The sequence below is a fragment of the Variovorax paradoxus genome (genome assembly GCF_022009635.1).
In the GTDB taxonomy this organism is placed as follows: domain Bacteria; phylum Pseudomonadota; class Gammaproteobacteria; order Burkholderiales; family Burkholderiaceae_C; genus Variovorax.
Map to the genome: position 1 here is coordinate 5614451 of NZ_CP091716.1, position 13768 is coordinate 5628218.

General features: G+C 67.6%; 13 protein-coding genes. 10 read left to right on the plus strand and 3 right to left on the minus strand.

Annotation, left to right across the window (positions count from 1 at the left end):
* Positions 1–49 precede the first annotated feature (49 nt).
* The 8 genes from L3V85_RS26010 to L3V85_RS26045 all read left to right on the plus strand — a co-directional run bounded on the left by L3V85_RS26010 (position 50) and on the right by L3V85_RS26045 (position 8059).
* On the plus strand, positions 50–1687 hold the full coding sequence (locus L3V85_RS26010) for an inorganic phosphate transporter (RefSeq protein ID WP_237675558.1): 1638 nt from the start codon (positions 50–52) through the stop codon (positions 1685–1687).
* A 10-nt stretch (positions 1688–1697) separates the two neighbouring features.
* Positions 1698–2741: a transporter gene (locus tag L3V85_RS26015; protein ID WP_237675559.1), complete on the plus strand. Its 1044-nt coding sequence runs from the start codon at positions 1698–1700 to the stop codon at positions 2739–2741.
* Positions 2742–2838: 97 nt separating this feature from the next.
* Positions 2839–3696, plus strand: coding sequence for a 3',5'-nucleoside bisphosphate phosphatase (locus L3V85_RS26020; protein ID WP_237675560.1), 858 nt, complete (start codon positions 2839–2841; stop codon positions 3694–3696).
* Complete coding sequence (locus tag L3V85_RS26025) at positions 3693–4673, plus strand: DMT family transporter (protein WP_237675561.1); 981 nt, start codon at positions 3693–3695, stop codon at positions 4671–4673. Before L3V85_RS26020 ends, L3V85_RS26025 begins: the two co-directional genes overlap by 4 nt.
* Before the next feature lie 16 nt (positions 4674–4689).
* Positions 4690–5325, plus strand: coding sequence for an L-threonylcarbamoyladenylate synthase (locus L3V85_RS26030; protein WP_237675562.1), 636 nt, complete (start codon positions 4690–4692; stop codon positions 5323–5325).
* A gap of 41 nt (positions 5326–5366) precedes the next feature.
* The gene (locus L3V85_RS26035; protein ID WP_237675563.1) at positions 5367–6038 is read left to right on the plus strand and encodes a site-2 protease family protein; all 672 of its coding nucleotides are present in this window, start codon (positions 5367–5369) and stop codon (positions 6036–6038) included.
* Between the two features lie 12 nt (positions 6039–6050).
* Complete coding sequence (locus L3V85_RS26040; RefSeq protein WP_237675564.1) at positions 6051–7382, plus strand: tryptophan--tRNA ligase; 1332 nt, start codon at positions 6051–6053, stop codon at positions 7380–7382.
* Between the two features lie 74 nt (positions 7383–7456).
* Positions 7457–8059: a LuxR C-terminal-related transcriptional regulator gene (locus tag L3V85_RS26045; protein WP_081266230.1), complete on the plus strand. Its 603-nt coding sequence runs from the start codon at positions 7457–7459 to the stop codon at positions 8057–8059.
* 142 nt (positions 8060–8201) lie between these two features.
* Here the strand turns inward: L3V85_RS26045 and shkS are convergent, their stop codons facing one another.
* A complete protein-coding gene (gene shkS / locus L3V85_RS26050) occupies positions 8202–9617 on the minus strand; it encodes a surface-behavior sensor histidine kinase ShkS (RefSeq protein WP_237675565.1) in 1416 nt (471 codons plus the stop codon).
* Positions 9618–9794: 177 nt separating this feature from the next.
* On the opposite strand from shkS, the gene L3V85_RS26055 reads away from it, so the two are divergent.
* Positions 9795–10196, plus strand: coding sequence for a phage holin family protein (locus L3V85_RS26055; protein ID WP_237675566.1), 402 nt, complete (start codon positions 9795–9797; stop codon positions 10194–10196).
* Between the two features lie 28 nt (positions 10197–10224).
* On the opposite strand, the gene L3V85_RS26060 is transcribed toward L3V85_RS26055, so the two are convergent.
* Complete coding sequence (locus L3V85_RS26060) at positions 10225–11553, minus strand: FAD-dependent oxidoreductase (RefSeq protein WP_237675567.1); 1329 nt, start codon at positions 11551–11553, stop codon at positions 10225–10227.
* 1 nt (position 11554) lies between these two features.
* Positions 11555–12589 (minus strand): Bug family tripartite tricarboxylate transporter substrate binding protein, encoded by a 1035-nt coding sequence (locus L3V85_RS26065; RefSeq protein ID WP_237675568.1) that lies wholly within the window; start codon positions 12587–12589, stop codon positions 11555–11557.
* Between the two features lie 143 nt (positions 12590–12732).
* Between L3V85_RS26065 and L3V85_RS26070 the strand changes: the two genes are divergently transcribed.
* The gene (locus tag L3V85_RS26070) at positions 12733–13632 is read left to right on the plus strand and encodes a LysR family transcriptional regulator (protein WP_237675569.1); all 900 of its coding nucleotides are present in this window, start codon (positions 12733–12735) and stop codon (positions 13630–13632) included.
* The last annotated feature ends 136 nt before the right edge of the window (positions 13633–13768 follow it).

Sequence of the window (13768 nt, forward strand, 5' to 3'; positions counted from 1 at the left end):
ACATCGCGCGAACACCATCCGATTCCACTCCAACACGAAAAAAGCGCCCATGAACACGCTCGCTGCACCCAATGCAGACACGCCGCATGGCCCCGCTTCGGCCGCCAGCCGGCCGAAACTCGATGCCAAGCCCGGTCCGCTCACACTGATCACTTTTGTGGGACTGCTGGCCGCCGGCCTGCTGTTCACGGCCTGGAGCCTGATCGGCGACGTTACCGCCTCCGGCGTGCCGGTCACGACCTGGGTTCCCTACATTCTTCTGGGCGTGGCGCTGCTGATCGCGCTGGGCTTCGAGTTCGTCAACGGCTTCCACGACACGGCCAACGCCGTGGCAACCGTCATTTACACCCACTCGCTGCCACCCAACTTCGCGGTGGTCTGGTCGGGCTTCTTCAACTTCCTGGGCGTGCTGGTCTCCAGCGGCGCGGTGGCCTTCGGCATCATCGCGCTGCTGCCGGTGGAGCTGATCCTGCAGGTCGGCTCGAGCGCGGGCTTCGCGATGGTGTTCGCGCTGCTGATCGCGGCCATCATCTGGAACCTGGGCACCTGGTGGCTCGGGCTGCCGGCCTCGTCGTCGCACACGCTGATCGGCTCGATCATCGGCGTGGGCGTGGCCAATGCGCTCATGCACGGGCGCGACGGCACCAGCGGCGTCGACTGGGGCCAGGCCACCAAGGTGGGCTATTCGCTGCTGCTGTCGCCGATGGTCGGCTTCGGCTGCGCCGCCCTGCTGCTGCTGGCGCTGCGTGCCTTCGTAAAGAACCGCGCGCTGTATGAAGAGCCCAAGGGCAGCGAGCCGCCGCCGTTGTGGATCCGCGGCCTGCTGATTCTGACCTGCACCGGCGTGTCGTTCGCACACGGCTCGAACGACGGCCAGAAGGGCATGGGCCTGATCATGCTGATCCTGGTGGGCACGGTGCCGATGGCCTACGCGCTGAACCGCGCGATGCCCGCCAGCGAGACCATCAAGTTCGTGGCGGTGACCGAGATGGCGCAGACAGCGCTGAACCGCAGCGTGCCGACTTCCCTGCCCGCGCTGCAGCCCGAAGCCGCTCGCGAGACGCTCTCCACCTACGTACGCACCCGGGAGTTCAACGCCTCGGTCGTGCCCGCCCTGGCCGCCGCGGCCGGCAGCATCGGCCAGCAGGTCAAGGCGCACGGTTCGCTGGCCGGCGTGCCCGCCGATTCCGTGGCCAACGTGCGCAACGACATGTACCTGGCTTCCGAAGCCATCCGCAATCTCGAGAAAAGCGGCGCCGCCAAGTTCGACGAAGAGACCAAGCTGCGCATCGGCACCTTCCGCGAAGAGCTGGACACCGCCACACGCTTCATCCCGCTGTGGGTCAAGGTCGCGGTGGCCATTGCGCTGGGCCTGGGCACGATGATCGGCTGGAAGCGCATCGTCGTGACCGTGGGCGAGAAGATCGGCAAGACGCATCTGAGCTACGCGCAAGGCGCTTCGGCCGAGGTGGTGGCCATGCTGACCATCGGCGCGGCCGACATGTACGGCCTGCCGGTATCGACCACCCACGTGCTCTCGTCCGGCGTGGCGGGCACCATGACGGCCAGCGGCTCGGGCCTGCAGATGTCGACGCTGCGCAACCTCGCACTGGCCTGGGTGCTCACGCTGCCGGTGGCGATGCTGCTGTCGGGTTCGCTCTACTGGCTTTTCACTCGTATTTTCTGAATCACGCATCTTGTCGGCATTTCATGATCTCGCCGCCCAGTCCTATGGCGGCGACGAAGCCGGACTGATCTCCGGCTACCTGTTCGACGCGGCGGCGCCCGAGCCCGCGCGGGCCATCGACTCGGCGCAGGCTGCGGCATGGCTGGCCGAGGAGCGCGACCGCGAATGCACGGCGGAGGACGCGGCCTACGTCTGGCTGCATTTCAACCTGAGCCATGCGCATGCCGAGCGCTGGCTGGTGCGGCACGCGAACCTCTCCGACACCTTCTACGAGACGCTGCACGAGGGCCTGCCCTCCACGCGCATCGAACGCGCCGACGACTCGCTGATCGCGGTCATCAACGACGTGCACTTCGAATTCAGCTTCGAGCCCTCGGACATCTCCACGCTGTGGATCAGCGTGGGCCCGCGCCTCGTGGTCACGGCGCGCACCAAGCCGCTGCGCTCGGTCGATGCGCTGCGCACGGCGGTGAAGGCGGGCGACGCGCCGCGCTCGAGCACCGAGTTGCTCGAACATCTTCTGCGTGCGCAGGCCGACGTGCTGGTGAAGATCGTGCGCGGCGTCACCTCGCGCATCGACCGCATCGAGGACGAGCTGCTGGCCGGCCGGCTCGACCACAAGCGCGCGCGGCTCGGCGTGCTGCGCCGGCTGCTGGTGAGGCTGCAGCGGCTGCTGGCGCCCGAGCCGGCCGCCCTCTTCCGCCTGCTGCAGGGGCCGCCGGCCTGGATGGCCGAGCCCGACGTTCAGGAGCTGCGCGGCTCGACGGAAGAGTTTTCGGTGGTGCTGCGCGACATGCAGGCGCTGCAGGAGCGCATCAAGCTGCTGCAGGAAGAAATAGCGGCCAACGTCAACGAGGACAACAACCGCAGCCTCTTCGTGCTCACGGTGGTCACGGTGCTGGCGCTGCCGATCAACATCCTGGCCGGCCTGTTCGGCATGAACGTGGGCGGGATTCCGCTCGCGGACCACAAGCACGGCTTCTGGATCGTTGTCGCCATAGTGGCAAGCTTCACCGCCGTGGCGGCCTGGGCAGCTTTCCGCAAGAAGCGCTGAGCCGCATGCAGCGGGCCAGTAATGCTATTTATTTAGTAGCGTCCTGCATAGCATCCATGCGCCCGCATCGATGTTCCATAGCCCCTAGAATGGTGGGGTGTCCTCCATCCTCAATGCCGATCTTCACTGCCACTCCGTGGTCTCCGACGGCACTCTGACGCCCGAAGAACTGGCCGCGCGCGCGGCCGCGAACGGGGTCGAGCTCTGGGCCCTCACCGACCACGACGAAATCGGCGGCCAGCACCGCGCCGCGGCGGCCGCCCGTGCCAACGGCATGCGCTACCTCACCGGCACCGAGATCTCCGTGACCTTCGCGGGCGAAACCGTGCACATCGTCGGCCTGGGCTTCGATGCGGACGACGCGGCCATCAGCCAAGGGCTCTACGACACGCGCGGCGGCCGCGGCAAGCGCGCGCAGGAAATGTCCGAGGGGCTGGCCAAGGTCGGCATCCATGGCGCATACGAAGGCGCCCTCAAGTTCGTGGGCAACCCCGAACTCATCTCGCGCACCCACTTCGCACGCTTCCTGGTCGAGCAGGGCCACTGCCGCGACACGCCCGAGGTGTTCCGCAAGTTCCTCACCGAAGGCAAGCCCGGCTACGTGCCACACCGCTGGGCCTCGCTGAAGGACGCGGTGCACTGGATCACCGCCGCCAAGGGCATGGCCGTGATCGCGCACCCGGGCCGCTACAAGTTCTCCGCCAACGAGGAATACGCGCTTTTCCTCGAATTCAAGGCGCACGGCGGCCAGGCGATCGAGGTCGTCACCGGCAGCCACACGCCGGCCGAGTACGTCGAGTACGCCGACAAGGCGCTCGAATTCGATTTCGCCGCCTCGCGCGGCAGCGATTTCCACAGCCCCGACGAGAGCCATTGCGATCTCGGCAAGCTGCCGCCGTTGCCCGGCGCGCTCACTCCCGTGTGGGAACTGCTGGGCCACCGCATCCAGCAGTGAGCCAGAGCCCCGGGCCCGGCATCGACAACGCGGCAACCGTTGCGCTGGCCGATTCACGCTCGGCGGTGCGCAGGACGGCACGCAGCATCGAGTCGGAACGCATCCTCGCGGGCATCGGCCTCGTCGTGCTGGCCACGGCCTGCTTCGCGACGCTCGACACCGCCACCAAGTTTTCCACCCTCGGCGTGCCGATTCTCATGGGCGTGTGGTTCCGCTATGCCTTCCAGGCCGTGGCGACCACCGCCGTGCTGCTGCCGCTGCACGGCACCGCGCTGCTGCGCACGCAGCATCCGCGCTACCAGGCACTGCGCGGCGCATTGCTGCTGTCCTCGAGCGTCTTTTCCTTCTTGAGCCTGCGCTACATGCCGCTGGCCGAGTTCACGTCGATCGTGCTGATCGCGCCGCTGGTCATCACGCTGCTGGCGGCCACCACGCTCAAGGAGCATGTGTCGCCCCTGCGCTGGACGCTGGTGGCGGGCGGCTTCGCCGGCACGCTGGTCATCCTGCGGCCGGGCGGCGGCACCTTCAGCTGGGCCATTCTTCTGCCGCTGGGGCTGGTGCTGACCAACGCCTGGTTCCAGGTACTCACCAGCAAGCTCGCGCAGACCGAGAACCCGCTGACCATGCACTTCTACACCGGCTGGATCGGCACGCTGATCGCCTCGCTGGTGGTGCCCTTCGCATGGACCGCCCTGCCTTCGTGGGAATGGTGGGCGCTGCTGTGCCTCATGGGGTTCATGGGCACGGTGGGGCACTTCATGCTGATACTGGCCTACCAGCGCGCGCCGGCTTCCACGCTCACGCCCTACCTCTATGCGCAGATCGCCTTCGCAATGCTGGGCGGCTGGCTTATCTTTTCCCATGTGCCCGACCGCTTCTCGCTCATCGGCATGGCGATGATCGCCGTGTGCGGCGCGGCCGGCGCATGGCTCACCGTGCGCGAGCGGCGCGTGCCGATCGAACCCGCGGAATCCTGATCAGGAGATATTTCCCATGGCCCAGTACTTCGAAGTCCACCCCGAGAACCCGCAGCAGCGCCTGCTCAAGCAGGCCGTGTCGCTGCTCGAGCGCGGCGAGATCGTGGCCGTGCCCACCGACTCCAGTTATGCCCTGGCCTGCCACCTCGACGACAAGGACGCGGTCGACCAGTTGCGCCGCATCCGGCAGGTCGACGAGAAACACCACCTCACGCTGCTGTGCCGCGACCTGAGCGAGCTGGCCAACTACGCGCGCGTCGACAACAAGCAATACCGCCTGCTGAAGGCCGCCACGCCCGGCCCCTACACCTTCCTGCTCGAAGCCACCAAGGAAGTGCCGCGCCGCGTGAGCCATCCCCAGCGCAAGACCATCGGCCTGCGCGTGCCCGACCACAAGGTGCTGCTGGAGCTGCTGTCGCTGCACGGTGCGCCGCTGCTGGCCACCACGCTGATCGCGCCCGGCGAGACCGAGGCGCTCAACGATGCGCAGACCATCCGCGAGCGCTTCGAGAAGCAGATCGGCGCCGTCATCGATGCCGGGGCATGCCCTTCGCAGCCCACCACGGTGGTCGACCTCACGCCCATGGGCACGGGCGACGACCCGGTCGTGGTGCGCCAGGGGCGCGGTGCATTGGCCGTGCTGGGGCTCTGAAATCGGGCAGATAGACACGCCCCGTCTGACACAATCGCGCAGTGGATATTTCCAATCTCATACAGACCGTACTGATATACGCACTGCCGGTGATCTTCGCGATCACCGTGCACGAGGCGGCCCATGGCTATGTCGCGCGTTATTTCGGCGACAACACCGCAGAGGTAATGGGGCGCGTCACGCTCAACCCCATGAAGCACATCGACCCCATCGGGACCATCCTGATGCCGCTGATGCTGTACTTTGCGACCTCCGGCGCCTTCCTGTTCGGCTATGCCAAGCCGGTGCCGGTCAATTTCGGGCGGCTGCGCCACCCGAAGCGCGACATGGTGTGGGTGGCGCTGGCGGGGCCGGCCTCGAACTTCATCCAGGCCATCCTCTGGGCGCTGGTGCTGGTGACGCTGGTCGCGGCAGGCATCAATGAAACCTTTTTCATCAAGATGGCGCAGGGCGGTGTGCTGGTCAACCTCGTGATGTGGGCCTTCAACCTGTTCCCGCTGCCGCCGCTGGACGGGGGCCGCGTGCTGGCGGGCCTGCTGCCCAACGGGCCGGCACAGAATTTCCTGGCCCGCATCGAGCCCTACGGCTTCTTCATCGTGATGGCGCTGGTGCTCGCCGGCGTCGTCAGCAACTACTGGCTGCGTCCGCTCATGGATGTCGGCTACTACGTCGTCAACCTGGCCATCACCCCGCTCAAGGCATTGCTGCTCTAAGTTCCTCGTTCCATGTCTGCGTCTTCCAAAGCTCCCCTGCGCGTCCTGACCGGCATCACCCCGTCGGGCACGCCCCACCTCGGCAACTACGTCGGCTCGATCCGCCACTCGGTGCGGCAAAGCGTCGCGCCCGGTGTGCAGAGCTTCTTCTTCCTGGCCGACTACCACGCGCTCATCAAGGTGCAGGAGCCGGCGCGCATCCAGCGCTCGACCCTGGAGATCGCCGCCAGCTGGCTGGCCTGCGGGCTCGACCCCGAGCACGTCACCTTCTACCGCCAGTCCGACATTCCCGAGATCCCGGAGCTCACCTGGTTTCTCACCTGCGTCACCGGCAAGGGCGTGCTCAACCGCGCGCATGCCTACAAGGCGCAGATCGACAAGAACGTCGCCAAGGGCGAAGACCCCGACGCCGACGTCACGGCCGGCCTCTTCATGTACCCGGTGCTCATGGGCGCGGACATCCTGATGTTCAACGCCCACAAGGTGCCCGTGGGCCGCGACCAGGTGCAGCACATCGAGATGGCGCGCGACATGGCGCAGCGCTTCAACCACCAGTACGGCGAGCACTTCACGCTGCCCGACGCCGAGATCGACGATGCCGTCGCCACCTTGCCCGGCCTCGACGGCCGCAAGATGAGCAAGAGCTACAACAACACGATCCCATTGTTCGCGCCGCGCGCGTACCTGCGCAAGCAGATCACCAGCATCGTGACCGACTCGCGCGCGCCCGGCGAGCCCAAGGACACCGAAGGCTCCGCGCTGTTCCAGATCTACCAGGCCTTTGCCGACGCCGACGAGACCGAGATGCTCCGCAAGGCCTATGCCGACGGCATCGGCTGGGGCGACGCCAAGCAGCTGCTGTTCGAGCGCATCGACCTCGAAGTGGCGCCGCTGCGCGAGCGCTACGACGCGCTCATGAACAACCCGGCCGAGATCGAGCGCCTCCTGCTCATCGGCGCCGAGAAGGCACGCGCGCTGTCGAAGCCCTTCCTGGTCAAGCTGCGCCACGCGGTCGGCCTGCGCAATCTCGCGGCCGGCAAGGACAAGGGCGGCGCCAAGGCGGCCAAGGTCGCGAAGCCCAGCTTCAAGCAATACCGCGAAAAGGCCGACGGCCTGTTCTATTTCAAGCTGCTCGATGCGCACGGCGAAACCCTGCTGCAAAGCCGTGGATTCACGTCGCCGCAAGAGGCGGGCCGTACCATCGCGGTCTTGCAGGCCGAGCGCGGCGCGGCACTGGTCGCGCTGGCGGAGCAGCTCGAACCGATCGACACAGAAGGAACACGCGCTGTCACCGAAGCGCTGGAGGCACTGGCGGAGGCAACGCCCACGAACCAAGGGAGTTGATCCGGCTAAACACGCCGGCCCATCCGCCGGCGAGCAGGAAGAGAGAAGACGGTGCGATCACAAAGGAAGAAAACATGAGCATTTATGTCATCGACGACCACCCCCTGATGCGCGACGCGATCGTGATGGTCTTGCGGCGCTTGCGCCCGGCCGAGAACATCGTCGAGCTCGAGCGCCTCGACAAGCTCGCGGGCTCCGTCCAGCAGCGCGGCGCCCCCACCCTCTTCTGCCTGGACCTGAAGCTCCCGGACACCAATGGCGTGTCGGGCGTGATCGCGGTCAAGCAGGTCTATCCGAATGTGCCGATCGCCGTGTATTCGGCGGCACCGGCCGCCGACATGGAAGACGCCTGCATCGAGGCGGGTGCCGACACCTACATCGAAAAATCGGCCAGCTCCAACGAGCTGGCGGCTGCACTGCGCGGCCTGCTGATGGCGGGCTCGGAGGACGAAGCCGACGAACCGCCGGCCGCCAACAGCGGCAAGCTGTCGAAGCGCCAGACCCAGCTGATCGCCATGCTCGACAAGGGCATGAGCAATCGCGACATCGCCACCGACCTGGAGATCAGCGAGCACACGGTGAAGGTTCACCTGTGGCGGCTGTTCCGCCGGCTGGGGGTGAAGAGCCGGACGCAGGCGCTGCACTATGCGCGCACGAACGGGTTGCTCTCTGGCTAACCCCCAGGCTTCGCGCACTTCGTGTCGCTTCTCCTTCCCCCTTGCAGGGGGCAACACCTGAGGCCCGGCGGAGCCGGTTCCTCGGTGTTTCTGGAATGAAAAAACCGCGCAACGCGCGGTTTTTTCATGGGTGATCGGCGGCTCAGCCGCCGGACGCCGTCACCCGCGCCTGCGCCACCGCTTCGTCCGCATCATGCAACGCCACGCGGAACACACTCCCGCTGCCCAGCCGCGACCGCACGCTCACCGGATGCCCCAGCACATGCGAAAGCCGCGCGACGATGGCCAGACCGAGGCCGAAGCCGTCGGAGGTGCCGGCGTGGTCGGCCACCTTGTAGAACTCCAGGAACACGTCGCGCAGGTGCTCGGGCGCGATGCCGATGCCTGTATCCCACACCTCCACGCGCAGGCCGTCGCGCGTTTGCCGCGCGGCCAGCAGCACGCCACCCTCGGTCGTGTACTTGATGGCGTTGGCCAGCAGGTTGCCGATCATGCGGCGCACGCGGATCGGGTCGGTGAGGAACGAGCCCTCGCACACGTGCACCCGGAAGTCCAGCCCGCGGCTCTCGGCCACTGGGCGGTACTGCAGCTCCAGGTCGTGCAGCAGCTCGGGCACGTCGACGCGCTCGACGTGCAGGCGCACCTGGCCCGAATCGATGCGCGCCAGGTCGAACATCGAGTCGAACAGCGCATTCACCGCGTGCGTGGCGCGCACGATCTTCGGGGCCAGCTCCAGCACCAGTTCAGGCTCGTTGCGCAGCCAGTCGGCGTACAGCGAAAGCGCGAGCACCGGCTGGCGCATGTCGTGCGCGGCGCTGGCCAGGAAGCGGTTCTTCATGGCCACGGCCGACACCGCCGCCTGCCGCTGCTGCGTGAGCGACTTGATCAGGATGTGGTTGTGGAACAGCAGCTCCAGGCTGTTGCGCGCCGTCTCGTAGATATGGCGCCCGGCCCGCAGCAGCAGGAACCAGTGCAGGATCGGGAGGATCGGCATCAGGTAGCTGTACTGGAACTGCGGGTGCTGCAGCATGATTCCCGAAAGCCGGATCACCACGGCGCCAAGCATCGTGATGAACAGCGTGTTCACGTAGCGCTTGAGCAGCGGCGGATGCAGTGCCAGCCCGTTGAGCGGGAAGGTGCCCACGCCGGCAACGATGAGCCAGCTCATGAACTGGTTGACCTGCGGCGTGCGCTCGAAGAACAGCAGCACCGAGAAGCCCCACACCACCGCGCTGGTGCTCCAGACGAAGCCGTAGCGCTCGGTGAACTGCTGCTGCGCCGCGGAACTGCGCCCCGCATAGCGCACCGCGTAGACCTGCGCGCCCCAGGCACGGCAGGCCGTGGCGATGAGCCCGGCCACCAGCCAGGTGAGCAGCTCCCAGTGCGACACATAGGCCCAGTTGAGCCCCACCATGGCCGGCATGAGCGCGGCCGACACGAAATAGGAGCCCCGCGCCGAACGCATCAGGCTGCGGATGAGCTCGCCGCGCACCCATGATTCGGCCTCGTCGGCCGAAGCCGGGGCGGGTGTCGAGCTCGCGATCGAGGCATTGGCCATATGGCGATGACCCTTGTTTATCCGGCCACAAAAAAAGCCCCTCTGCGCGGGGGCACCAAGAGATGGGATCTTAACGGCGTGTCGCCCCTTGTTTCTCCGCGTAACAAGAGAAAACAGCGGCCCGGCCGGCCACGGATAATGGCCAGCCTCTTTTCCACGAATCACGAGCCTTCAGAGATGCTGAACAACCTGGCCCCCTTCCTCATCCACTGGGCCATCACGGCCATTTCGCTCTGGGTGGCGAGCCATCTGTTTCGCGGGATCAAGTTCGAGAGCACCGGCGCGCTGGTGGTCTCCGCCCTGCTGCTGGGCCTGGCCAACGCCGTCGTCAAGCCGCTGCTGATCGTGCTCACGCTGCCGCTGACGCTCGTGACGCTCGGCCTGTTCCTGCTGGTCATCAACGCGCTGATGATCCTGCTGGTGGCGGCGCTGGTGAAGGGCTTCCGCGTGTCCGGCTTCTGGACCGCGCTCTTCGCGAGCATCTTCATCTCGATCCTGAGCGTGGTCATCGGCTCGTTCGTGACGAGCGACGACCCGGCCGAGAAGGTGCAGATGCCGCAGACCGGCAACTGGCTCTGACGCCCAGCGGTCGGCCGCCCTGGCCGACCTAGCCGAGCACGGCGCCGCCGCTCAGCAGCGCGTCGCGCAGGGCCGGCACCGGCACGCTCCTGACCTGCGCCCCCATGCCGCCTTCCGCCGCCCGGGCGGCCATGGCCGCGGCAACGCCGGCCGCCTGCCCGACCGCCATCGAGATCGTCATCACCCGGATCGCGGCCAGCGCCTCGTGGCTGGCCGAGATGCCCCGGCCGATGCCCAGGACGTTGTCGAGCGTGCTCGGCACCAGGCTGCGGTACGGAATCTGGTAGGCGTGGTCGGCATCCATCGGCACGTAGTGCAGCGCGCCGCCCGTCGCCGGGTGGATGTCGATCGGATACGCCCCCGCCGCGATCGCATCGGGAAACTGCACGGGCTCCAGCAGTTCGGCGGCCGTCAGCACATGGTCGCCCTCCATCCGTCGCGTCTCGCGCACGCCGACCTGCGTGCCAAAGGCCCGCAGCCGGCCCTGCCCGCAGCCGGGCACCGCGTCCGCGAGGAAGCTCGCCGCCTTCCATGCCTGGCGCCGTCCTTCGATCTCGGCGGCGCCCAGCGCCATCGGGTCGGTGGCGTCGATGCCCAGGCGGCTGATGTTGAACCAGCCGTCGTCCGAATACGGATCGCGGCTCGAATGCAGCGCCGCGCGCGCCAGCCGGCCCTGCTCGAAGCCCCGCGCCGCCAGCTCTGCAAGCTCGGCCTTCGACAGCGCGCCGAAGCGCTCGAAGTCGATCGGTCCGAAGCGGAACATCATCGTCGCCGGCTGCAGCGCCTCGCCGTCGCCGAGTTCGAGAAAGCGCGCGCCCGCCTGCTTCAGCGCGTCCATGTCGCCAGACGCATCGATGAGCACGCCCGCGCGCAGGTACAGCACGCCGCCCTTGGTCAGCACGCGCACGCCGTCGACGCGACGGCCCTCGCACGCCACCTCGAGCAGGCTGGCATGCAGCAGGGGCCGCACGCCGGCCTCGGCCACCATGTCGTCGAGCACCAGCTTGAGCACCTCGGGCGCGTATTCGACGCGGTCCATGCGATGCCCGGTGGACATCACGAAGGTCTCGTGCTCGCGAGCCCCGCCGTAGCCGCGCAGCCGCTCGACCACCTCGTCGGCCAGGCCCGCCACCACCTTGCGGCCGTTGCCGGTCTGCCAGCTGTTGAACTGCGCCACCGCGCCGGCCGTGGCGTTGCCGCCGAGGAAGCCGTAGCGCTCCACCAGCACGACCGATGCGCCCTGCCTTGCCGCCGCCACGGCCGCCATCGTGCCGGCGACGCCGCCGCCGCACACCACCACGTCGGCCTCGACCATGCGGCTACTGCTTGCCAGGCCTTGATTCGTGCTGTCGTTCATTTCAGTTTTCCAGCTGGATGCCGCGGCTCTTCACCACCTCGCCCCAGCGGCTGCCTTCGGCCTTGAGGTACTTCGCCGTGGCCTCGCGGCCGCTGGTGAAGGGTTCGAGGCTCAGCGCCGTGAAACGCTTCTTCACCACGTCGGATTGCAGGGCCGCGGCCAGCAGCTTCTCGAGCCGGGCCAGCCCCTCGGGAGGAATCGAGCCCTTGGGCGCGACCAGCGTGGCCCAGCCCTCGACCTCCAGGCTCTGCAGCTTGAGGCTGCGGAAGGTGGGCACGTTCTGCAGCTCGGCCACGGGCTGCGCCGAGGACACGGCCAGCGCGCGCAGCCGGCCCGAGCGGATATGCACGATCACGCTCGGCAGGTTGAGGAAGCCCATCGACACCAACCCGGAGATCAGGTCGGGCATGAGCGCGCTCTCGCCCTTGTAGGGCACGCTGACCAGCGAGGTGCCGGTTTCCTGCGCGAACAGCTCGGCCGTCAGGTGCGCCAGCGTGCCGGTGCCGCTGTTGCCGGCGCTGAGCTTGCCCGGCTGCGCCTTGGCCTGCGCCACCAGGTCCGCCACCGTCTTCGCCTTGGAATCGGCCGGCACCACCAGCACCAGCGGCTGCTGCGAGACCATGCCGATGGCGTCGAAGTCGCGCGCCACGTCGTACGTGAGCTTGGGGTTCAGCGCGGGGTTGATCACCATGCTGTTGCTGCCCATGAGCAGCGTGTGGCCGTCGCGGCTCTGCAGGGCGGCCGCCACGCCAATGGCACTGCCCGCGCCCGGCTTGTTCTCCACGATCACCGCCTGGCCCAGCTGCGGCGCGAGCACCTCGGCCAGCACGCGCGCCGAACCGTCGGCGCCGCCGCCCGGCGCGAAGGGCACGATGATGCGCACCGGCTTGGTGGGCCATGCCTCTGCGGCCCTGGCGCCAAGCCAGGGGCCGGCGGCCAGGGTGCCCGCGGCGCCGAGCGCCATGACCGAGAGAACGCTTCTGCGCGTGACGCCGGGTGCCTGCGCACCCGTGCTTTCGACTGGACGGTGGACCATGTCTTGTATGCCTCTGCTTGTGGTTTTGATCGAATGAAGTAACGCGTCGATCGTAGGAAGACCCCGCCGGGCCGGCAAATACCAACACGTCGCAGTCCCATAACATCGCGTTATCGAACAACGCCGAAGCGCGGGGCAAAGTCATGAACCTCCGACAGATCGAAGTCTTCCGCGCCGTCATGCTGGCCGGCTCCGTCACCGATGCCGCGCGTTCGCTGCACGTGTCGCAGCCGGGCATCAGCCGCATGCTGTCGCACATCGAACTGCAGCTGGGGCTGCGCCTGTTCGAGCGCCGCAAGGGCAAGCTGCAGGCCACGCCAGAGGCACAGGCGCTGTTCGCAGAGGTCGAGCAGGTGTATCGCGGCGTCGCGCGCATCGAGGACTGCGCGCAGGCACTCAAGAGCGGCAAGATGCTCACACTGCGCGTGCTGTGCAGCCCGAGCACCGGGCTGGACATGGTGCCGCGCGCGCTCACCGCGCTGGGCCGCGAATTCCCCGCCGCCCGCTTCTACGTCGAAGTTCTGCTGGCCCGCGACATGGTCAAGCGGCTGGCCGCCAACGAAGCCGACGTGGCGATCTCCACCCTGGCCATCGACGATCCGCTGCTCAATGCGCGCACCATCGGCCAATGGACGCTGGCCGGCGTGTTTCCCAAGGGCCATGCGCTGGAGGCGCGGCGCACGCTGAAGCCGTCCGACATCCTGGGCGAACGCATGATCGCCTTCAGCCCCGACACGCCGCAGGGCCGCATCATTGCCGACTGGTGCGAGCAGCACGGCTGCCAGCCCGACGCGCAGACCGAGGTGCGCGCCGGCCAGACCGCCTGCGCCCTGGCGGCGGCGGGCGCGGGCGTGGCCATCGTCGACGACCTCACCGCGCGCGGCTGCATGACCGACCGGCTGAGCTTCCGGCCGATCCTCAAGGCGCCGTCGTTCGACGTGTTCGCCGTCACCAACGACAACTTCGCGGCCTCGCTGCTGGCCGGCCGCTTCATCACGCATGCCGAGGCCGCGCTGCGGCAGCTGAAGAAAGAGCGCGCCTGAGCGCGGGTTGCCCAGGAGATACCAGTAACCCGACCCGATCCGCCGGTGCCGTGCCGGCCATCTTCCTCTGTGGTTTTCAGAATCGAGGAAGTTCTCGTAGCATCCGGGAAGGCGATGCTTGCGTTATCGGTATCGC

Excerpts from the sequence above, each read along its gene's own strand:
- L3V85_RS26010 (WP_237675558.1), top strand. The coding sequence starts at position 50 with ATGAACACGCTCGCTGCACCCAATGCAGACACGCCGCATGGCCCCGCT.
- L3V85_RS26030 (WP_237675562.1), top strand. The coding sequence starts at position 4,690 with ATGGCCCAGTACTTCGAAGTCCACCCCGAGAACCCGCAGCAGCGCCTG.
- L3V85_RS26040 (WP_237675564.1), top strand. The coding sequence starts at position 6,051 with ATGTCTGCGTCTTCCAAAGCTCCCCTGCGCGTCCTGACCGGCATCACC.
- L3V85_RS26045 (WP_081266230.1), top strand. The coding sequence starts at position 7,457 with ATGAGCATTTATGTCATCGACGACCACCCCCTGATGCGCGACGCGATC.
- shkS (WP_237675565.1), bottom strand. The coding sequence starts at position 9,617 with ATGGCCAATGCCTCGATCGCGAGCTCGACACCCGCCCCGGCTTCGGCC.
- L3V85_RS26055 (WP_237675566.1), top strand. The coding sequence starts at position 9,795 with ATGCTGAACAACCTGGCCCCCTTCCTCATCCACTGGGCCATCACGGCC.
- L3V85_RS26060 (WP_237675567.1), bottom strand. The coding sequence starts at position 11,553 with ATGAACGACAGCACGAATCAAGGCCTGGCAAGCAGTAGCCGCATGGTC.
- L3V85_RS26065 (WP_237675568.1), bottom strand. The coding sequence starts at position 12,589 with ATGGTCCACCGTCCAGTCGAAAGCACGGGTGCGCAGGCACCCGGCGTC.
- L3V85_RS26070 (WP_237675569.1), top strand. The coding sequence starts at position 12,733 with ATGAACCTCCGACAGATCGAAGTCTTCCGCGCCGTCATGCTGGCCGGC.